The sequence below is a fragment of the Streptomyces sp. WAC07094 genome (assembly GCF_036320405.1).
In the GTDB taxonomy this organism is placed as follows: Bacteria; Actinomycetota; Actinomycetes; order Streptomycetales; family Streptomycetaceae; genus Streptomyces; species Streptomyces lannensis.
This window is the reverse complement of record NZ_JAVMJZ010000001.1, coordinates 5,946,965-5,967,013: the sequence shown is the minus strand read 5'-3', so window position 1 is coordinate 5,967,013 and position 20,049 is coordinate 5,946,965. Positions and strand designations below refer to the sequence as shown.

The following is a 20,049-nucleotide window of genomic DNA, read 5'->3' as shown; positions in this document are numbered from 1 at the left end:
GTCGAGCCGGGTTGCCGCGCCGCCCCGGTGAGGACGCCGGGTGGCGCTCCGCCGCCCGCCACGGCGGGAACTCCGGGGGGGGCGGTCGACCCGCCGGCTCCAGGGGGCGGTCGGACCCGACGGCGTCTCCACCCGAGGAGCGAAGCCCCCCGGGTGGAGGGCTTCGGGCGGACCGCCGTGTCAGCCGTGCACGGTCTCCGCGTGCTCCGGGACATGCGTCGCGATCACACGCTCCCGGCCGCTCAGCGGGCCCCGTCGCCGGTCAACCGCGTGGGCGACCCCCGCCACGGCCAGTCCCAGGACCGCCAGGGCCGCGCCGGCGAGGGCCGGGGAGGTGACGCCGAAGCCCGCCGCGAGGGCGAGGCCGCCGATCCAGGCACCCCCCGCGTTCGCCAGGTTGAAGGCCGCCTGGTTCGCCGAGGACGCGAGGGAGGGGCCCGCGGACGCCTTCTCCATCACCATCAGCTGCAGCGGTGAGCCCGTGATGAAGGCCGCCGTGCCGAGCAGCGTCACCGCGAGGGCGGCGCTCCACTGGGCACCCATGAGCAGCGGGAACAGCAACAGGACGACGACCATCGAGGTCAGGCCGCCGAACAGGGTTCCCCGCAGCGAGTGGTCCGAGAGCCGGCCGCCCACCAGATTGCCGATGGTCGCGCCGACGCCGAACAGGGCCAGCAGCAGGGTGACACTGGCGTCGGCGTAGCCCGCGGCGTCCGTGAGCATCGGTGTCACATAGCTGTAGGCCGAGAACAGCGCGCCGAAGCCCGCCACCGTCGTGCCCAGGGCCAGCCAGACCGGCAGGGAGCGCAGGGCCACCAGCTCGCCCCTCAGGCCGCCGGACGGGGCGTGGGTGTGGTCCTTGGGGATCAGCAGGAACAGCGACGCGATCGCCGCCGCGCCGATCACGCTCACCCCCAGGAACGTGGCCCGCCACCCGAGGTCCTGGCCCATCAGGGTGGCCACCGGCACACCCGCGATGTTGGCGACCGTGAGCCCGAGGAACATCAGGGAGACCGAGCGGGCCTTGCGTTGCGGCGCCACCAGGTTCGTGGCGACGACCGCCCCGACGCCGAAGAACGCACCGTGCGGGAGACCGCTCAGGAAGCGTGCGGCCAGCAGCCAGTGGTAGTCGGGGGCGAGCGCGGACAGCGCGTTGCCCAGGACGAACAGCACCATCAGACCGATGAGGACGGTGCGGCGGGACATACGGGCCGTGACCGCGGCGAGCAGCGGCGCGCCGATCACCACGCCCAGCGCGTACGCGGACACCAGGTGCCCGGCGGCGGGGATGGATATGCGCAGGTCGTCCGCGACGTCGGGCAGCAGCCCCATCATCACGAACTCGGTCGTACCGATGCCGAAGGCGCCCACGGCGAGGGCGAGCAGGGCCAGGGGCATGAAGGGCCTTTGCCTTTCAGGAGCAGGGTTCCGTCACCTTATAAGTTCAAGTACGGAACAAAGCATGCCGGGCCCAGTATTCCGCCGGGTTACGGCGTGGTGACCTTCACACGCGCCGCGATGGGCAGATGATCGCTGCTCGTCCGCGGCAGGGTCCACGAGCTCGTCGGTTCCACGCCCCTGACCATGATCTGGTCGATCCGCGCCATCGGGAACGACGCCGGCCAGCTGAAGCCGAACCCGCTGCCCGCCGCACCCTGTGTGGACCGCATCTGGGAGGTCACGGCGTTGAGCGAACGGTCGTTCATGGTGCCGTTGAGGTCGCCCAGCAGGATCACCTTGTCCAGCTTCTCGTCGGAGATGGCCTCACCGAGGGCGTCCGCGCTGGTGTCCCGCTCCCGCGCGGTGAATCCGGCCGCCAGCTTCACCCGCACCGAGGGCATGTGGGCGACATAGACGGCGACCCGGCCCTCCGGCGTGTTCACCGTGGCCCGCATCGCCCGTGTCCAGCCGAGCTTGATGTCCACGGGCGCGATCCCGGTCAGCGGGAACTTGCTCCACAGGCCGACCGTGCCCTGCACCGAGTGGTACTTGTACGTCGCCGCCAGCGCCTGCTCGTACACCGGCACCTCGGACGCCTTCAGCTCCTCCAGGGCCAGCACGTCCGCGCCGGAGGCCGCCACGTCACGCGCCGTGCCGTGCGGATCGGGGTTGTCCGCGTTGACGTTGTGCGTGGCGACGGTCAGATCGCCGCCGGCGCCGGTCTTGTCGCCGAACAGACCACCGAAGAGGTTCAGCCACACGACGACGGGCAGCACCAGGGCGACGAGCGCGGTCGCCGACTTGCGCACCAGCCCGAGAATCAGCAGCAACGGGATGAGGACCACACCGAGCCAGGGCAGGAACGTCTCGGTGAGACTGCCGAGATTTCCTATGGCGTTGGGGATCCGTGCGTGCATCACCATCACGAGCGCGAGGACGATCGCGAGAGCCGCCAGCACGATCCCGCGACGCCAGATGCCGCGGTCGTCGCGCAGGACGCGGTACAGGTGCCGGAGCCGGGACCCTCTGCGGTCCGGCCCCGTGCCGCCGCTGCCCGCCTCCGTCATGTACGCCTGCGCCATACGTCGCCTCACACCTTGCCGTGCACACCGTCGTCCCCGCGGTTATGACCCTAGGGGATGATCGGCCCCGTTCCCTGCCGCACCCGGGCGGCCGTTCGCGGACGAGGACGGCGAAGTCGGCGTGAGAGGTTCCGGATGAGGGCACGAGTAGGGCCTTCTGTGACGAAACCCGGACACTATGACGGGGAACTGACGGGCCGTAGTCCTTCCATGACCGTGTCGACTATCTGCTCGGCGAGGCCCTTCTCCAGCTTGGCGTCCGGGCGCAGCAGGGAGCGCACGAGCATGGGTCCGACGAGGATGTCGTTCATCAGCTCGATGTCGAGGTCGTCACGCAGTTCGCCGTTCGCCTGCCCGCGGCGCAGGACCTCCAGCCCGAGCCGCCGTCTCGGGGCGACGACGGTCGCGTGGTAGGCGGCCCAGATCTTGGGGCTGGTCTTCATCTGCGCGTACACGTTGTGCAGGATCGCCGAGGAGCGACTGGCGAGCCCGCGCTGCCGCAGCGACTCGAGCAGCACCACGAGGTCGTCACGCATCGAGGTGCCGGGCAGCTCGGGGTCCGGGGGCTCGGTGGACCGCATGACGTCGACGAAGAGGTCCTCCTTGTCGCTCCACCGACGGTAGATGGTGGCCTTGCCGACGCCGGCGGTACGGGCGATGCGCTCTATGGAGAGGTCAGCGAGGGGCACACCCTCCTCGATGAGCTTCATCACCCCCTCGACGATGGCCCGTTCGACGGCCTCGCTGCGGGGGCGCCCCCGCACGGGGCAGTCCTGCTGGGTCCGGCTCTCCGCGAGGCTCACATTCGGCTCCGTCCTTGCTGCGCTGGGATGATTCTCCCCGGTGAACGCATGATCGGGCACTCGACTCCCCGAGTGCCCGGTCATGACGTGCCGTCAGTGGTCGGCGGCCACCAACTCAGGCTCCTCCTTGCCGCTCTGCGGCACGGGCGCCCTGCCGGGCAGGAACAGTGCCACGACGATCACGCCGAGCACAGCCACGCCCGCGCCGCACAGCGCCGTCACATGCATCGCGTGCAGGAACGCGTCGTTGGCCGGCGAGACGAGGGCCTTGCCGTTCGGGCCGAGCTTCGCGGCCACACCGAGCGTCGCCTCGATCGACTCGCCCGCGGTGTGCCGGACGCCCGCCGGGACGAGCGCGAGCTTGTCCTGGATCCCGTCGCGGTACGTGGCCGACAGGACCGAGCCGAGGACCGCGATGCCGAGCGCACCGCCGACCTGGCGGAAGGTGTTGCTGAGCGCGGACGCGGAGCCCGCCTTCTCGCGGGGCAGCGCCTGCATGATGACGACGCTGGTCGGCGTCATGATGTGCGCCATGCCGGTGCCCATGAGGAAGAAGATGACCTCGAGGATCCAGATCGGCGTGTCCGCCTGCAGGGTGGCGAACGCGGCCAGCATCGCGGCGATGATCACCATGCCGCCCGTGGTCGTGGCCCTGTTGCCGAACCGGTCGACCAGCAGCCGGGCGCGCGGCGCGAAGATCATCTGTGCGGCGGCCAGCGGCAGCATCAGCAGGCCCGTCTGCAGCGGCGAGTAGCCCCGCACGCTCTGGGTGTAGAAGACGGAGAAGAAGGTCACGCCCATCAGGGCGAAGAAGACCAGTGCGATCGCCGCGATGGCGGCGGAGAAGACCTTGTTCTTGAAGTAGGTGACGTCGATGGACGGGTGGTCGCTGCGCTTCTCGAAGACCACGAAGAGCGCGAGGACGGCGACACCGGCGGCTATGGTCGCGAGCACCGTGGTGTCGGTGAAGTCGGCGAGCTGGCCGCCCTTGATGATGCCGTAGACGAGCAGGACCAGGCCGACGACGGACAGGACGACGCCCACCGGGTCGATGCGGCCCGGGCTGGGGTCGCGGGAGTCGGGGACCAGCCAGATCATCAGGGCCAGGGCGATGACCACGATCGGCACGTTGATGAGGAAGACGGAGCCCCACCAGAAGTGGGCGAGGAGCAGACCGCCGGTGATCGGGCCTATCGCGATGGCGAGGCCGACACCGCCCGCCCAGATGCCGATGGCCTTGGGCTGCTCGTCACGCTCGAACACGTTCATGAGGACGGCGAGCGTGGCGGGCATGACGAAGGCCGCGCCGAGGCCCATGAGCGCACGGAAGACGATGAGCTGAGCGGGCGAACCGGACTCGGCGGCGAGCGCCGACCCCGCACCGAACACGGCCAGACCGGCCAGCAGCATCTTCTTGCGCCCCAGGCGGTCACCCAGCAGACCCGCGGTGAACAGCAGCCCGGCGAAGACCAGGGTGTAGGCGTTGATGGCCCACTCGAGCTCGCTCTGGGTGGCGCCCAGACCGGTCGGCGCCGGAGTGGAGATCGTCTTGATCGCAACGTTCAGGATGGAGTTGTCGAGCACCACGATGAGCAGGCTGAGCATCAGCACGCCGAGAATCGCCCACCGGCGGCGGTGCACCGCCTCGGGCACACGCCGTTCCGCAGGGGCAGCAGGGGTAGTCATGGCAGAGAGCGTAGGGGAATTTCGATACGGAACGGTCTCGTATCTAAAGACTTTACGGAGACCTTAGAAAGAGACCTAGGTCCCGAGTCCGAGAACCGCCTCCCAGGACCCACGCACACCCTGCGTTCCGGGCCCGGAACGGGTCCTCCCGGGACGCGGACGCCGTCGGCCGGCGGGCTCGGCCGACGGCCGTGCGGGGGTGAGCCACCTCGCGCGCCCCGCACTAGCCGGGCGTGGCACGAGGTGCCACCATGGGGGTGGTCCGGGGACGCCGTCAGGGCGCCTCGAGATGACAGAAGGAGCGTTGCGATGACGCAGCTCACGGCTGCCCAGGGGCAGCCCGCTCAGGGTGCGCTCAAGCCCTCCGACAGCAGCAAGGCGCTGTACGGGGGAAAGAGCACCCGCCGCATCACCGTCCGGGACATCTCCGCCGCCAAGGAGCGCGGCGAGAAGTGGCCCATGCTCACCGCCTACGACGCGATGACGGCGTCCGTGTTCGACGAGGCCGGTATCCCCGTGATGCTCGTCGGCGACTCCGCGGGCAACTGCCACCTCGGCTACGAGACCACGGTCCCCGTCACCCTGGACGAGATGACCATGCTGTCGGCCGCGGTGGTACGGGGCACCAAGCGCGCCCTGATCGTCGGCGATCTGCCCTTCGGCTCGTACCAGGAGGGCCCGGTGCAGGCGCTGCGCTCGGCCACCCGCCTGGTGAAGGAGGCCGGCGTCGGCGCGGTGAAGCTGGAGGGCGGCGAGCGCTCGCACGGCCAGATCGAACTGCTCGTGCAGTCCGGCATCCCCGTCATGGCGCACATCGGGCTGACCCCGCAGTCCGTCAACGCGATGGGCTACCGGGTGCAGGGCCGCGGCGAGGAGGCCGCCGCTCAGCTGATGCGGGACGCCAAGGCGGTGCAGGACGCCGGCGCGTTCGCCGTCGTGCTCGAGCTGGTCCCGGCGGAGCTGGCCGCGGAGGTCACCCGCGCGCTGCACATCCCGACGGTCGGCATCGGGGCCGGACCCGACACCGACGCACAGGTCCTGGTGTGGACCGACATGCTGGGACTGACCGGCGGGCGGGTGCCGAAGTTCGTCAAGCAGTACGCGGACCTGCGCCGGGTGATGGGCGACGCGGCGAAGGCGTTCGCGCAGGACGTCATCGGCGGAACGTTCCCGCTCGACGAGCACTCGGTGCACTGAGACACCGCCGGTTGCGGTGATCGACCTGCTGCGGACCGTTTCAGGCCGGTCACGCAGTTCCCGCGCCCCTCACGGGGCGCCCGACAGCCCGCCGATCTTCCCCCGTCGGCGGGCTGTCGGCGTCCTGTGGGCGAAGCGGCGGCGGCTGTCGGCGGCCTGTAGGCGGTTTGTCGGTGCCTGCTGGCACCGTGGTCCGCATGACACGAATCGACAACAAGCCCAGCGACGCCGCACCGGACGCGGCCGTCACCGTACGGGGGCTGGTCAAGCACTACGGCGAGACCAGGGCACTGGACGGTGTCGATCTCGATGTGCGCGAGGGCACCGTCCTCGGCGTGCTCGGTCCGAACGGCGCGGGCAAGACCACCCTGGTCCGCTGCCTGTCCACCCTCATCACCCCCGACTCCGGCCACGCCACGGTCGCCGGCTTCGACGTCGTCCGGCAGCCGCGGCAGACGCGGCGCGTGATCGGCCTCACCGGCCAGTACGCCTCGGTCGACGAGAAGCTCTCCGGGTTCGAGAACCTGTACATGATCGGCCGGCTCCTCGATCTGCCCCGCAAGGAGGCCCGGGCCCGTGCGGACGGTCTCCTGGAGCGGTTCTCCCTCACGGAGGCGGCCAAGCGCCCGGCCTCCACGTACTCCGGCGGTATGCGGCGCCGACTGGACCTCGCCGCCTCGATGATCGGCCACCCGGCCGTCCTCTACCTCGACGAGCCGACCACCGGTCTCGACCCGCGCACCCGCAACGAGGTGTGGACCGAGGTCAAGCGGATGGTCGCCGAGGGCGCCACCGTGCTGCTCACCACCCAGTACATGGAGGAGGCCGAGCAACTGGCCTCCGAGCTGACCGTCATGGACCGCGGCAAGGTCATCGCCGGCGGCCGCATCGACGAGCTGAAGGCCCGGGTCGGCGGCCGTACGCTGCGCATCCGCCCCGCCGACCCCCGCGAACTGCACCCGACCGCCACGGCGCTCGACGAGTTCGGCCTCACCGGTCCCGGCAGCGCGACCGTGGACACCGAGAGCGGCACCGTCCTCGTCCCCGTCCTCAGCGACGAACAGCTGACCGCGGTCGTCGGCGCGGTCACCGCCCGCGGCATCACGCTCGCCGGCATCACCACCGAACTGCCCAGCCTGGACGAGGTGTTCCTGTCGCTCACCGGCCACAAGGCCAGTGCCCCGCAGGACGCGTCCAACGCCCTTGAAGAGGTCGCCGTATGAGCTCCGCCACCCTGCCCGCCCCCGCCGCCCAGGTCTTCGAGGGCCGGATCGGGCTGCGCGCCAACCTCCGCCACATCGGCGCCCTGGTCCGGCGCAATCTGCTGTGGATCCGGCAGGACCCGGAGTCGATGTTCGACGCCGTGCTGATGCCGATCGTCTTCACCCTGCTGTTCGTGTTCGTCTTCGGCGGCGCGATCGCGGGCACCCAGAACCGTGACGCCTACGTCAACTACGTGGTCCCCGGCCTGATGGCGATGATGGGCATGAACATCGCCATGGGGGTCGGGACCGGCTTCAACCAGGACTTCCAGACGGGAGTGATGGACCGCTTCCGGTCCCTGCCGATCGCCCGCTTCTCCGTGCTGATCGCCAAGATCACGGTGGAGATCGGCCGCATGCTGGTCGCCACCGCGGTGCTCCTCACGGTCGGTTTCGTCCTCGGCCTGTCCGTGGCGAACGTGCCGGGGCTGTTCGCCGCCATCGGTCTGTCGATGGTGTTCGGCTTCGGCATCATGTGGATCTTCCTCACCATGGGCGTCGTGATGAAGAACGCCCAGGCCATCCAAGCGATGGGGTTCCTCGTGCTGATGCCTCTGCAGTTCGGATCGTCCATCTTCGCGCCCACGAGCACCATGCCCGGCTGGCTCCAGGCCTTCACCGACTACAACCCGCTGTCCTCGCTGGCGGACGCCGCCCGCGGCCTGATGAACGGTGGACAGCCCATCGGCCACGACGTGATGGTGACGGTGCTCTGGTCGGTCGTCCTGACGGCGGTCATGGCCCCGATCGCCATCCGCAAGTTCACCACCAAGGCCTGACACCACCGGCACGACGGCAGGACCGCGTCACACCAGGGTGACGGCCTCCTCATAGGGGAGGCCGTCACCCTCCGTGTATGCCGCCTCGTACGCCGCGTCGCCCAGCAGCGCCCGCACGCGCGTCTCCGCCTCGGCGCGGATCTCACGCTCCGACGGGGCCCGGAAGTGACCGGGGGGCAGCAGCCGGTCGGCGGCGCCCAGGCACCGGGCCGCGTCCAGGACGCGGGTCCCGCCGTCGACTTCGGCGAGCACGATCGCCGCGATGCACAGATGCACGGACGGCAGATGCGGCGCGACCACCCGGGTCATCCGGTCCGAGGCCCGCTCGAGGGCGGTGCGCACCTTGCCCGCGGCGTCCTCGTACCGCTCCTCGACCGTGTCCAGCCAGGCCTCCAGGCCGAGCACGATGCTGTCGAAGAGCACAAAGGTGACGGCTCCGAAGTCCCGGCGCAGCAGCTCGAGTTGCTCGCGGGCCTCGGTGACCCGCGCGGTGCGGCCGAGCCACATCGTCAGGAAGAGGCGGGCGGCCGGCATGGCGTCGTTGTGCGAGCCGTGGCCGTCCTCGACGACCCGGCGCAGCAGCCGCTCGCCCCGCTCGGTCTCCCCCGCGTCCAGCAGCACGCTGCCCAGACGGGCGTCGAGGACGGCCATCTGGGAGTGGGCGCCGAGCTGTTCGGCGTACGCTCGGGCGGCCTCGAAGTCGGCGGCGGCGAGCAGGAAGTCGCCACGGCGTTCGTGGGCCTCACCGCGGGCGGACAGGGCCTCGGCGGCGCCCCAGGCGTCGTCGATCCGGCGGAAGATCTCCAGTGCCTCGTCGGCGTCCCGGGTCGCGTCCCCCGCCCAGGTACTGCGGTTGGCGAGGACGTTGGCCCGCATCTGGAGGGTCTGGCCCAGCTCCCAGGTGTAGCCGAGCTCGCGGCACGTGCGCACGGACTCGTCGATGACCTCCCGCATACGGTCGAGGTCGGCGGTGAACAGGACGGCGAAGAACCAGAGGAATCCGGGCATTCGGCAGGTCTGCGGCTGGCCCGGCCGGTAGGTCTCGCTGATGACTCTCAGCTTCTCCTTCGCCTGCATCGTCTCCCACGCCCTGTGGTCCATGTCCATGCAGGCGAGGTGCACGAGATGCGCACCGCGCCGGGCCTCCGCCAGGATCTCCGGGCGCATGGGCGGCGGGTTGTCGGTGCACGTCTCGGCGATGTCGGGCACCGGGCGCGCGGGCGGCGTGAAGGGGTCGGGGCCCATGGCGATGACGGCGGTGGACCAGGTGCGGGCCTCGGTGCGCTGATCGTGCATCTGCCAGTACCAGGACAGGGACAGGAGCAGGCAGAGCGCCTCGTGCTCGTCGCGGGTCGCGACGGCGCGGCGCAGGGCGGTGCGCAGGTTCTCGTACTCCAGCTCCAGCCGCTCGATCGCGGCGCGCTGCCCGGACGCACGCAGCAGCGGATCGGTGGTGCGGGCCAGTTCGCGGTAGTACGTGAGATGGGCGCGCTCGGCATCGGCCCGCTCGCCGGACTCGTCGAGCCGCTCGCCCGCGTACTCGGCGACGGTCTCCAGCAGCCGGTACCGCATCTCCCCGCCGCCCGAGGGCGCCGCCACCACCAGGGACTTGTCGACGAGGGAACCGAGCACCTCCAGCGCGGCGGGCCCGCACACGGCCTCGGCCGCGGTGAGGTCGCAGCCGCCGGAGAAGACGGACAGCCGGCGCAGCACCGTGCGCTCGTGCCGGTCGAGGAGATCCCAGGACCAGTCGACGACGGCCCGCAGGGTCTGCTGCCGCGGCAGTACGGTGCGGCTGCCGGAGGTGAGCAGCCGGAAGCGGTCGTCGAGCCGGTCGGCGATCTGTCGCGGCGACAGCATCCGCAGCCGGGCCGCCGCCAGTTCGATGGCGAGCGGCAGGCCGTCCAGGCGCCGGCAGATCTCGGCCGTGGCCTCGGGGTCGTCCTCGATCCGGAAGTCCGGCCGGGCGGCGGCGCCCCGGTCGGCGAGCAGTTCCAGCGCGTAGGGCTGAGGCAGCGGTTCGACCGGCCGCAGGGACTCCCCCGGTACGCCCAGGGGTTCCCGGCTGGTGGCGAGCACCGTCAGCCCCGGGCAGTGCTGGAGGAGGTGCTCGACGAGCCGGGCGGCGGCGTCCACGACGTGCTCGCAGTTGTCGAGGATGAGCAGCATGCGCCGCCGCGCGCAGTGCTCGGCGAGCCGGACGAGGGGGTCGTCGTGGCGTTCGGCGACAGCACGCATCTCCTCGGCGCCGGCGCCGCGCAGCACGGTCTCGCGCGCCCCGACCGCGGTGAGCACGGCCTCGGGCACGGCCTGGGGGTCGTCCACCGGCGCGAGCTCCGCCAGCCACACCCCGTCCGGTGCCAGATGCGTCACCGCCTCGGCCGCCTCCTGCGACAGGCGGGTCTTCCCGGCTCCGCCGGGCCCCAGCAGCGTGACGAGCCGGGCGGCGGCGAGATCCGCCCGCAGGGTGGTGATGTCCGTGTCCCGCCCGACGAAGGAGGTGAGGCGGGCACGGAGGTTGCCGGGGGGCGCGGGTGCCGCAAGGGCGCCTTCGGGTGCGGGCGCGCGGGGGTGCGGCGGGGCGTGGGACGGCACCGCGTCCGGGGTCCGCAGCAAGTCACCGTGCAGCGACCGCAGTTCCGGCCCGGGGTCGGAACCCAGCCGGTCCGCGAGCAGCTGCCGTACCTCCTCGTAGGCGGCCAGGGCCTCGGCCGGACGGCCCGCGTCGCGCAGGGCGCGCAGACGCAGCGCCTGGAGCGGCTCGTCCAGGGGATGGAGGTCGCACAGAGCGGTCAGCTCGGGCAGGTACTGCTCACCGTGACCGAGGGCGAGGGCGGCGGTCAGACGGGCGCGGCGCACATCGAGGCGGCGGGCATCCCAGCGGGCCGCCTCGGCCGTGCGGTCCGGGAGGTCGGCGAGGGCGGGCCCGTGCCACAGGGCGAGGGCGTCGTCGAGGACGGCCGCCGCCTTCGCGGGGTCGCCGTCGGCCAGGGCGGCCGTGCCCTCCGCGGCGAGCCGCTCGAAGCGGTGCAGGTCGACGTCGTCCGGAGCGGCGGCCAGCCGGTAGCCGCCGTCCACCGACTCCACCGTGTCCGCCCCGAGCGTCCGCCGCAGCCGCCCCACCAGCGCCTGCAGGGCGCCGCCGGCATCGGCGGGCGGATCGTCGTCCCACACCTCGTCGACGAGGAGGGCGGCGGGTGCGGCCCGGCCGGGTCGCAGGGCGAGAACGGTCAGCAGTGCACGCAGCCGTGCCCCGCCGACCGGGACGGGGCTGCCGTCGGCGCGGAGTGCCTGGGTGGTGCCGAGAATGCGATAGCGCACGGGGTCCATTGTCTCCGGAGCCGACGGTGGGCCGCCTCCGGGTTTCGGACTCGCGTGGAACAGGGTGCGGCAAAGGACGGGTGGGCTCCTTGCGGGCCGGGAACGCGCGCACCGATGGGCACGTCCGCGGCGCCGTGCGCGGAGTCGCCCCGGCCGGCGCTCGTCGTGCCCGCCGGCTCGGCGACAGCCCGTCCTCGGGCCGGAACCCGGAGCAGGCCACGAGACGTTTCTCCCTCGTCACCGGTACGGTCGACCCGCCAGCGCTGTCACTGACGCACCCAGGAGTCCCATGACCACCGCCGCAACCCGCCACAGCGACCGAAGGGTCAGCCCCGTCTTCGTCGGGATCCTGGCCGTGACGGCGGTCACCGGATGGGCCACCTGGAGCGGCTTCGCCGAGCAGCCCGGTGTGGCCGTCTTCCTGTTCGTGACGGCCGCCTGGATCGTGTCGCTGTGCCTGCACGAGTACGCGCACGCCCGCACCGCCCTGCACAGCGGCGACATCTCGGTCGGCGCGAAGGGCTATCTCACGCTCAATCCGCTGAAGTACACACACGCCCTGCTGAGCATCGTGCTGCCGGTGATCTTCGTGATCATGGGCGGGATCGGCCTGCCGGGCGGTGCGGTGTTCATCGAGCGCGGCCGTATCCGGGGGCGCTGGCGGCACAGCCTGATCTCCGCGGCCGGCCCTCTGACGAACGTGCTGTTCGCCCTCGTGTGCACAGCCCCGTTCTGGCTGCACGCCCTGGACGGTGTGCCGCAGGACTTCCGGTTCGCCCTGGCCTTCCTCGCGCTGCTCCAGGTGACGGCCGCGATCCTGAACTTCCTGCCGGTGCCTGGCCTGGACGGCTACGGGGTAATCGAGCCCTGGCTGTCGTACAACGTCAAGCGGCAGGTGGAACCCTTCGCCCCGTTCGGCCTGTTGTTCGTGTTCGCGCTGCTGTGGGTCCCGTCGGTCAACAACGTCTTCTTCGACGCGATCGACTCGATCCTGAACGGCATGGGCATCGACGACTTCGACCGCTACTGCGGCCAGGAGCTCTACCGCTTCTGGCAGGGCACCAACGATTTCTGCCAGGTCACTCGCTGACCGAGCGGCTCCGGGCCCCCTTGCCGCGCCGCAGGTAGTACCAGGCCATGTTGGACGACAGCCCCGCGAGCAGCACCCAGACGATCCCGAGCCAGCTGCCCTTGGCGAAGGCGACGACGGCCGCGGCGATCGACAGGACGCACACGGCGATGGTGTAGAGGGCGAGGCGGGGCATGGGGGTCGGCTCCTGACGGACGGCGGTCGTACGGTGTCCAGTGTCCCCCATGCCCCTGCGCCGGCTACACGTCGGTCACCCTCAGGCCCGCGTGCGCCTTGTACCGCCGGTTGACGGAGATCAGGTTCGCCACGAGGGCCTCGACCTGGTGGGCGTTGCGCAGCCGGCCCGCGAAGATCCCACGCATGCCGGGGATGCGTCCGGCGAGGGCCTGGACGATCTCCACATCGGCGCGCTCCTCGCCGAGGACCATGACGTCGGTGTCGATCTGCCCGACCTCGGGGTCCTCCAGGAGCACGGCGGACAGATGGTGGAAGGCGGCGGTGACCCGCGAGTCCGGCAGCAGCGCGGCGGCCTGCTCGGCGGCGCTGCCCTCCTCCGGCTTGAGCGCGTACGCGCCCTTCTTGTCGAAGCCGAGCGGGTTCACGCAGTCGACGACGAGCTTGCCCGCCAGCACCTCGCGCAGGGACTCGAGCGTCTTGCCGTGGCCCTCCCAGGGCACGGCGACGATCACGATGTCGCTGCGCCGGGAGGCCTCGGCGTTGTCGGCACCCTCGACGCCGTGGCCGATCTCCTCGGCGGCGGCCTGCGCGCGCTCCTCGGCACGCGAGCCGATGATCACCTGCTGGCCGGCCCTGGCGAGCCGGTAGGCGAGGCCCTTGCCCTGCGGCCCGGTCCCGCCGAGCACGCCGACGACGAGCCCGGAGACGTCGGGAAGGTCCCAGGGGTCCTTGGCGGGGGCCTTGGCTGCACTGTCGGTAGAGGTCATGGGCCGACTCTACGTGCGCCGCCGCCCCACCCGCCGCTCAGGCGAGAGCGGCCACCGGGACACGGCGGAAGGCGATCGTCTCGTACGCGCCGAAGTCGCCCGTCTCGTAGAGCAGGCCGACGGTGTCGGCGTCGGCGCGGACGAGGTCGCAGTAGCCGGCCGGCAGCCCGTCGACGGTGTACGCGGGCCGCCAGGTGACGCCGGCGTCGATGGAGACGCGCACGGTCATCAGGGCCCGGGCGGCGGGGTCCGCGGGGCCGGAGAAGAGCAGCAGGTCGGGGTCGCGGAGCTGGAGGACGCTGCCCTGGCAGACGGGGGCGACGAGCCCGGCCTGCGGGCGGAAGGGCCTGACCAGGGTCCGGCCGCCGTCCTCCGAGTGGGCGTCGGCGCGGTGGCCGGGCGACCGGGAGTCGGTGCGGGTGTTGAAGTAGACGCGTCCGTCGGGGAGTTCGGCGGCGGACGTCTCGTTGACGTTGATGTAGCCGTCCGTGTTCTCGTCGACGTAGCCGAGGTACCAGTTCTCGCCGCGGTCGTCGCTGAGCAGGCAGTGGCCCGTGTAGTACTTCGACTCGGTACCGGTGTCGGTGCCCGAGGGCGGGAGGCTGTGGTTGCCGGGGACGACGATCCGGCCGGTGCCCAGCTGGAGGCCGTGGCCGGGGGTGGTGGCGTACCACCGCCAGTCCTCCCTCTTCACCTGCGCGGTGATCTCGCGCGGCGCGGACCAGCCGAGCCCGTCGTCGTCGCTGTGCTGCACCCAGACGCGGCGCCCGTCCTCGGGGCCCACCTGTCCGCGCATGACGGCGTCCTCGGTCGCCGTGCCGGCCGCGCGGACGTGGACGAGCAGGACGCGACCGGTGTCCAGGACGACCGGGGCGGGGTTGCCCGCGAGGCCGGAGCCGTTGCGGGCGACGGTGAGCAGCGGGCCCCAGGTGCGACCGCCGTCCGTGGACCGCCGCAGCACGATGTCGATGTGCCCGTGGTCCGCGGCGGAGTCCACCCGTCCCTCGCAGAACGCGAGAAGGGTGCCGGTCCCCGTGGCGACTACGGCGGGGATCCGGTAACTGGCGTAGCCCTCGAGGCCGGCGTGGAAGGGAACGGAGGCTTCGGTCATGGAGGCTCCTCGGCCGGTTTGTCGCGGTTCGTCCGTCGGGCTCTGTGCCCGACGGCTGGGCTCCCTGCCCGGGTCGGGCGAATTCGGAGTGAACTCCGGGTCACGAGTCGCCGGTTGCGGCAGGATGCTTCCGTATGGACGCCGTACGGGTCGCGTTGCTGCGGGAAGTGCTCGCCGGGACCGAGTGGCCGGAGGCCACGCGGCAGTTCGCGGGGGCCCTGCGCGGATCCGTGGTGTCGTACGGGGGCGGGCTGCTGCTCGTGGGCACCGAGGAGTACGAGCCCTGGCATCTGGCGGCCCATCTGGTCGACGAGGCGGCCTGGTCGGGCACACCGGAGCTGTCCCCGACACTGGTACGGCACTCCGCGCGGGCCACGGATCCGGCGCATCTGGCCGTCGGCCCCGGACGGCTGTCGGCGGCACGTCGCGGGGAGACGCTGCTGGTGGTGTCGCCCGCCGCCGCGGGAGCCGGGCTTCTGGAGCGGGTCCACGACGCACGGCGGGCCGGGGCGACGGTCCTTGCGCTGGACACCGGGGACCGCGACCTCGCGGCCATGGCGCACGAGTCGCTGACGGTGCCGCAGGACACGGACCTCGACCTGGACACGGTGCAGCACCTGGTGAGCGCCGCGGCCGGGGAGAACTCGCTGCCGGCCCCCCGCGGCCGCCGGCGTCTGCGCGACCGCCTGTCCCGCCTGGCCGATCAGCTGACGTCTCCCCCGCCACCGCGATGGTGATCGCCGGGAAAACCGGTTGCCCCGGGCGCCGGGTCCGCTGAGCATGACCCGTCGTGACCGACGACACCCAGGCTCCCCCCGCACCACCCACGGCGCCCGAGGACGCGACCGCCGGCCTCTCGGCCCGCCGCTCCCCGAAGTCCCGCTCCCTGCTCCCCGATCTCGCGCCGTGGCACGCGTCGGCGGACTTCCGCAGGCTGTGGCTGTCCGGTCTGATCAGCAACTTCGGCACCTTCCTCACCTTCGTCGCGGTGCCGGTGCAGGTGAAGGCTCTCACCGGCTCCGCGGCGGCCGTGGGCGCGATCGGCGCCGTGGAGCTCGTGCCGCTGATCGTCTTCGGTCTGTACGGCGGCGCGCTCGCGGACGCCCACGACAAACGGAAGCTGATCCTGTCCACCGAGGCGGGGCAGGGGCTGCTGTCCGCGGTGCTGCTGGTGAACGCGCTGCTGCCGCGGCCCGCCGTCTGGCCGCTGTACCTCGTCGCGGCCCTCGCCTCCGCCCTCGGCGCCCTCCAGCGGCCGGCACTGGACTCGCTCATCCCGCGGATCGTGGCGCACGAGCACCTCCCGGCCGCCGCCTCGCTCAATTCGCTGCGCTGGACGGTCGGCGGGGTCGCGGGCCCGGCGCTGGCGGGTGTGGTGGTCGCCTTCGCCGGACTCGGTGCGGCGTACGGGGCCGACGTCCTGACCTTCGTGGTCTCCGTCGTCCTGTGTCTGCGGCTGGCCGCGTCACCCGCCGCCCACGAGGCGGCGAAACCCTCGCTGCGGTCGATCGCGCAGGGCGCGCGCTATGCGTGGAACCGCAAGGAACTGCTCGGGACGTACGTCATCGACCTCGCCGCGATGTTCTTCGCGATGCCGCTGGCGGTGCTGCCGTTCCTCGCGGACGAACTGCGGGCCGAGTGGTCGCTCGGGCTGATGTACGCCGCCGTGCCGGCCGGATCGCTGCTGGTGTCGCTGACCGGCGGCTGGACGTCGCGGATCCACCGGCACGGCCGGATGGTGGTCCTCGCGGCCGCCGGCTGGGGGCTCGCGATCGCGGCGGCGGGCCTCATGCGGAACGTCTGGCTGGTGCTGCTCTTCCTGGCGCTCGCGGGCGGTTTCGACATGGTCAGCGGGATCTTCCGGGGAGCGATGTGGAACCAGACGATCCCCGACGGGCTGCGCGGCCGCCTGGCCGGCATCGAACTGCTGTCGTACTCGGTGGGCCCGCAGCTGGGCCAGGTCCGCGCCGGTGGCATGGCCGCCTGGCGAGGTGTGCGCATGTCGGTCTGGTCGGGCGGCCTGCTGTGCACGGGCGCGGTGGCCCTGCTGGCTCTGTGCCTTCCCGGCCTGATGCGCTACGACGTCCGTACGAACGAGCACGCGCTGCGGCTGAGGGCCGAGCGGACGGGGACGGCGGGCTGAGAGCCCCGTCCCCGTCCGCCCCGACCGCTCGGTCGTCTCAGTCTTCCTCCCGCTCCGCCGCGGGTGTGTCGTGCCAGCGGGGATCCGTCTCCCACTCCTCGTTCCGCTCGCGCGCGATCTCCATCGCGTGCTCCGCCTCCTCACGGGACGTGTACGGCCCGAAGCGGTCCTTCGCGGGGCACTCGGGTCCCTCCTCGACCTTGTGGTGGGCCAGGCAGTAGTACCACTCGCCCGGCTTCCCGGCCGTCCGCTTCTTGAACAGCGCCATCGCAGGAGCTCCTTTCACCAGGGCCATGTTCCCGCACAGCCGCTGGTTAGACTCGCTGGCATGTCTGGCCAGTCGCTGCTCGTACCAGGAGAGCTGTCTCCCACCCGTTCCGTCCCCGGAAACATCCGCCGCCCGGAGTACGTCGGCAAACCCTCGCCGACCCCGTACAACGGTCCCGAGGTGCAGACGCCCGAGACCATCGAGGCGATGCGCGTCGCCGGCCGGATCGCGGCGCGGGCGATGGCCGAGGCCGCGAAGATCATCGCCCCGGGAGTCACCACGGACGAGCTGGACCGGGTCGCGCACGCATACATGTGCGACCACGGCGCCTATCCGTCGACGCTGGGCTACCGCGGCTTCCCCAAGTCGCTGTGCACCTCGCTCAACGAGGTCATCTGCCACGGCATCCCGGACTCCACCGTCCTGCGCGACGGCGACATCATCAATCTCGACGTGACGGCGTACATCGGCGGTGTGCACGGCGACAACAACGCCACCTACCTCGTCGGTGACGTGGACGACGAGTCCCGGCTGCTGGTCGAGCGGACCCGCGAGTCCCTCGACCGCGCGATCAAGGCCGTCAGGCCCGGCCGCCAGATCAACGTCATCGGGCGGGTCATCGAGTCGTACGCCAAGCGGTTCGGATACGGCGTGGTGCGGGACTTCACCGGGCACGGCATCAACTCGTCGTTCCATTCCGGGCTGATCATCCCGCACTACGACAGCCCGCACGCCACCACCGTGATGCAGCCCGGGATGACCTTCACCATCGAGCCCATGCTCACGCTCGGCACGCACGAGTACGACATGTGGGACGACGGCTGGACCGTGGTGACGAAGGACCGCAGGCGCACCGCCCAGTTCGAGCACACCCTGGTCGTCACGGACACCGGGGCGGAGATCCTGACCCTGCCCTGAGACACACCGCGCGTACCCGAAAGAGCCCGCTCCGCCCCACGGAGCGGGCTCTTTCATGTGGCTGCGTCCGTATCAGTGGGTAGGGTTTTCCCGACAAGGTGTCGGCAAGATGCTGGAGGCCCCATGACCCCGCCGGACGCGTCCCCCACGGCGTTCTCCTCGCTCCTGCGCAGCGCCTCGCTCGAGCAGCACCACGAGGCGAACACCTCGGCGTTCATCACCGACCTGCTCGGCGGCAGGCTCGGGGTCGAGGCGTACACGCGGTACACCGAGCAGCTGTGGTTCGTGTACGGGGCCCTGGAGGCAGGGGCCGAACGGCTTGCCGGCGACCCGGTGGCGGGCCCCTTCGTACGGCCGGAGCTGTTCCGGCGGACCGCACTGGAACGGGACCTCGCCCATCTGCGCGGGCCCGGCTGGCGGGCGGGCCTCACCGCGCTGCCGGAGACCCGGACGTACGCGGCGCGCGTGCGGGAGTGCGCCGGGGGATGGCCCGGCGGCTACGTCGCCCACCACTACACCCGCTATCTGGGCGACCTCGCGGGCGGCCAGATCATCCGCGACACGGCGGAGAAGACATGGGGTTTCACTCGAAAGGGTGATGGGGTCCGGTTCTATGTCTTCGAGGGGATCCCCAATCCGGCGGCGTTCAGGAAGGGGTACCGCACGCTCCTGGACGAGGTCCCGGCGGACGAACTGGAGAAGCAGCGGATCGTCGCCGAGTGCAAGCGGGCGTACACCCTCAACACCGCCGTCTTCCGGGCTCTGGGCGAGGAGTTCCCGCTGAGCGCTTAGGCCGTGCCGGGGTGGCCGACGATCGGGGGTGACCGGGGTCGGCGGAGCGACTGCGTACCGATGACGGACAGCAGCCGCAGCTTGTCGTGGCTCTCGGTGCCCGGGGCGGCGGTGGAGACGAGCAGGTTCCCCCGACGCCCGGCGCGGCGCGTTCCACATGCCCGGCGGGCTCTGGCACATGGGCGGCCCTCCCGGCGAGCAGAAGCTGTACAGCCGGTTGCGCAGCACCGATGGCGCCCGGCGCACCCGGGAGATCCCCGAGGAACTCGTGCACCGTCCCGGCCCGGGCGCAGCGCCGTGGCCCGCCCTCCGGTCCGGCGGTTCACGACGGGGGCTCGCTCAGTGGCGGCGGGCTCCGTGCGGTTCCGGTGCGGGATTCGGCGGCGTCGCGTCGGCCGTCAGATGCACGAGGAGAGCGAGGGAGCGGGCGGACTCGGTGCCGGGGTCCGCGTGGAACAGGACGAGCACCTGGCCCTCGGTGCCGGTGACGGCCAGCTTCTCGTAGCTCAGCTCCATCGGGCCGACCTGTGGGTGGTGGAGGACGGAGGAGCCGCTCGCCCGCGGGGCGACGTCGTGCCGGGCCCACAGGCGCCGGAACTCCTCGCTGCGCACCGACAACTCCCCCACCAGCTGCGCGAGATGTGCGTCACGGCTCTCGGGTCCTGCGAGCGCCCGGACCGAGGCGACGGTTCCGGCGGCGATCCTCGCCCAGTCGTCGCCGTAAAGGGCCCGGACCTCGGGGTCGAGGAACGCCGAGCGCAGTGCGTTCTCGCCCGGCCGATGGGCGGAGGACAGCGCGGTGGCCAGGTCGTTGGCCAGCAGGACGTCCTGGTAGCGGCCGAGGACGAGGGCCGGGACACCGGTCAGCGACAGCACGAGCCGGCGGGTCCCCGCCGGTACCCGCTCCGGGCGGCGGCGCCCCGGGCGTCCGCGGGGCACGGGGGTGGCGAGCTGATGCAGATACGCGGTCGCCTCCGCACCGAGGCCGAGCGCACGGGCGAGGGCGTCCAGGACCTGGGCGGAGGGGTGGTGGTCCCGGCCCTGCTCCAGCCGGAGGTAGTACTCGGCCGAGATGCCCGCCAGCTGGGCGACCTCCTCACGGCGCAGCCCGGGCACCCGGCGCCGGCTTCTGTCGGCCGGACCGAAGTCCTCGGGACGCAGGAGGTCACGGCGGGCGCGGAGATAGGCGCCCAGCTCGTTGGACGGACTCATG

The 20,049-nt window shown here is 71.8% G+C and carries 18 protein-coding genes; 8 read left to right on the top strand and 10 right to left on the bottom strand.

The window, feature by feature from the left end:
• Positions 1–180: 180 nt before the first annotated feature.
• From RCR19_RS26390 to RCR19_RS26375, 4 genes are all read right to left on the bottom strand, one after another.
• Entirely contained in the window at positions 181–1,398 is a 1,218-nt protein-coding gene (locus RCR19_RS26390) for an MFS transporter (RefSeq protein ID WP_331267379.1), read from the bottom strand.
• An 89-nt stretch (positions 1,399–1,487) separates the two neighbouring features.
• On the bottom strand, positions 1,488–2,522 hold the full coding sequence (locus RCR19_RS26385) for an endonuclease/exonuclease/phosphatase family protein (RefSeq protein ID WP_331267378.1): 1,035 nt from the start codon (positions 2,520–2,522) through the stop codon (positions 1,488–1,490).
• 176 nt (positions 2,523–2,698) lie between these two features.
• Positions 2,699–3,325 carry a TetR/AcrR family transcriptional regulator gene (locus RCR19_RS26380; protein WP_331267377.1) on the bottom strand — a complete coding sequence of 209 codons (627 nt, stop codon included), beginning with the start codon at positions 3,323–3,325 and terminating at the stop codon, positions 2,699–2,701.
• 93 nt (positions 3,326–3,418) lie between these two features.
• Positions 3,419–5,011 (bottom strand): MFS transporter, encoded by a 1,593-nt coding sequence (locus RCR19_RS26375; RefSeq protein ID WP_331267376.1) that lies wholly within the window; start codon positions 5,009–5,011, stop codon positions 3,419–3,421.
• A gap of 309 nt (positions 5,012–5,320) precedes the next feature.
• Here RCR19_RS26375 and panB point away from each other — a divergent pair, with 309 nt between their 5' ends.
• The 3 genes from panB (at position 5,321) to RCR19_RS26360 (ending at position 8,249) form a co-directional block, all read left to right on the top strand.
• Positions 5,321–6,208, top strand: a complete 888-nt coding sequence (panB, locus tag RCR19_RS26370) for a 3-methyl-2-oxobutanoate hydroxymethyltransferase (protein WP_331267375.1) — start codon at positions 5,321–5,323, stop codon at positions 6,206–6,208.
• Positions 6,209–6,405: 197 nt separating this feature from the next.
• Positions 6,406–7,431, top strand: coding sequence for an ATP-binding cassette domain-containing protein (locus tag RCR19_RS26365; RefSeq protein WP_252124911.1), 1,026 nt, complete (start codon positions 6,406–6,408; stop codon positions 7,429–7,431).
• The gene (locus RCR19_RS26360; RefSeq protein WP_331267374.1) at positions 7,428–8,249 is read left to right on the top strand and encodes an ABC transporter permease; all 822 of its coding nucleotides are present in this window, start codon (positions 7,428–7,430) and stop codon (positions 8,247–8,249) included. The genes RCR19_RS26365 and RCR19_RS26360 overlap by 4 nt, the downstream gene beginning before the upstream one ends.
• A gap of 27 nt (positions 8,250–8,276) precedes the next feature.
• On the opposite strand, the gene RCR19_RS26355 is transcribed toward RCR19_RS26360, so the two are convergent.
• On the bottom strand, positions 8,277–11,579 hold the full coding sequence (locus RCR19_RS26355; protein ID WP_331267373.1) for a BTAD domain-containing putative transcriptional regulator: 3,303 nt from the start codon (positions 11,577–11,579) through the stop codon (positions 8,277–8,279).
• A 280-nt stretch (positions 11,580–11,859) separates the two neighbouring features.
• On the opposite strand from RCR19_RS26355, the gene RCR19_RS26350 reads away from it, so the two are divergent.
• Positions 11,860–12,660: a site-2 protease family protein gene (locus RCR19_RS26350; protein ID WP_059125974.1), complete on the top strand. Its 801-nt coding sequence runs from the start codon at positions 11,860–11,862 to the stop codon at positions 12,658–12,660.
• Here the strand turns inward: RCR19_RS26350 and RCR19_RS26345 are convergent.
• The 3 genes from RCR19_RS26345 to RCR19_RS26335 are packed head-to-tail and all read right to left on the bottom strand — an operon-like array spanning position 12,650 to position 14,715.
• A complete protein-coding gene (locus tag RCR19_RS26345; RefSeq protein WP_331267372.1) occupies positions 12,650–12,886 on the bottom strand; it encodes a hypothetical protein in 237 nt (78 codons plus the stop codon). The genes RCR19_RS26350 and RCR19_RS26345 overlap by 11 nt on opposite strands.
• A 13-nt stretch (positions 12,887–12,899) precedes the next feature.
• Positions 12,900–13,604 (bottom strand): NADPH-dependent F420 reductase, encoded by a 705-nt coding sequence (npdG, locus tag RCR19_RS26340; protein ID WP_331267371.1) that lies wholly within the window; start codon positions 13,602–13,604, stop codon positions 12,900–12,902.
• Positions 13,605–13,641: 37 nt separating this feature from the next.
• Entirely contained in the window at positions 13,642–14,715 is a 1,074-nt protein-coding gene (locus RCR19_RS26335; protein ID WP_331267370.1) for a sialidase family protein, read from the bottom strand.
• A 134-nt stretch (positions 14,716–14,849) separates the two neighbouring features.
• Here RCR19_RS26335 and RCR19_RS26330 point away from each other — a divergent pair, with 134 nt between their 5' ends.
• Together RCR19_RS26330 and RCR19_RS26325 are read left to right on the top strand one after the other, a co-directional pair.
• A complete protein-coding gene (locus RCR19_RS26330) occupies positions 14,850–15,452 on the top strand; it encodes a hypothetical protein (protein WP_331267369.1) in 603 nt (200 codons plus the stop codon).
• 149 nt (positions 15,453–15,601) lie between these two features.
• Positions 15,602–16,858: an MFS transporter gene (locus RCR19_RS26325; RefSeq protein WP_331269563.1), complete on the top strand. Its 1,257-nt coding sequence runs from the start codon at positions 15,602–15,604 to the stop codon at positions 16,856–16,858.
• A 37-nt stretch (positions 16,859–16,895) separates the two neighbouring features.
• On the opposite strand, the gene RCR19_RS26320 is transcribed toward RCR19_RS26325, so the two are convergent.
• Positions 16,896–17,126 carry a hypothetical protein gene (locus RCR19_RS26320; RefSeq protein WP_059125969.1) on the bottom strand — a complete coding sequence of 77 codons (231 nt, stop codon included), beginning with the start codon at positions 17,124–17,126 and terminating at the stop codon, positions 16,896–16,898.
• Positions 17,127–17,186: 60 nt separating this feature from the next.
• Between RCR19_RS26320 and map the strand changes: the two genes are divergently transcribed.
• Entirely contained in the window at positions 17,187–18,044 is an 858-nt protein-coding gene (gene map / locus RCR19_RS26315; protein ID WP_331267368.1) for a type I methionyl aminopeptidase, read from the top strand.
• 123 nt (positions 18,045–18,167) lie between these two features.
• Complete coding sequence (locus RCR19_RS26310) at positions 18,168–18,836, top strand: biliverdin-producing heme oxygenase (RefSeq protein WP_331267367.1); 669 nt, start codon at positions 18,168–18,170, stop codon at positions 18,834–18,836.
• A 339-nt stretch (positions 18,837–19,175) separates the two neighbouring features.
• On the opposite strand, the gene RCR19_RS26305 is transcribed toward RCR19_RS26310, so the two are convergent.
• Positions 19,176–20,048: a helix-turn-helix transcriptional regulator gene (locus tag RCR19_RS26305; RefSeq protein WP_331267366.1), complete on the bottom strand. Its 873-nt coding sequence runs from the start codon at positions 20,046–20,048 to the stop codon at positions 19,176–19,178.
• Position 20,049: the final 1 nt, after the last annotated feature.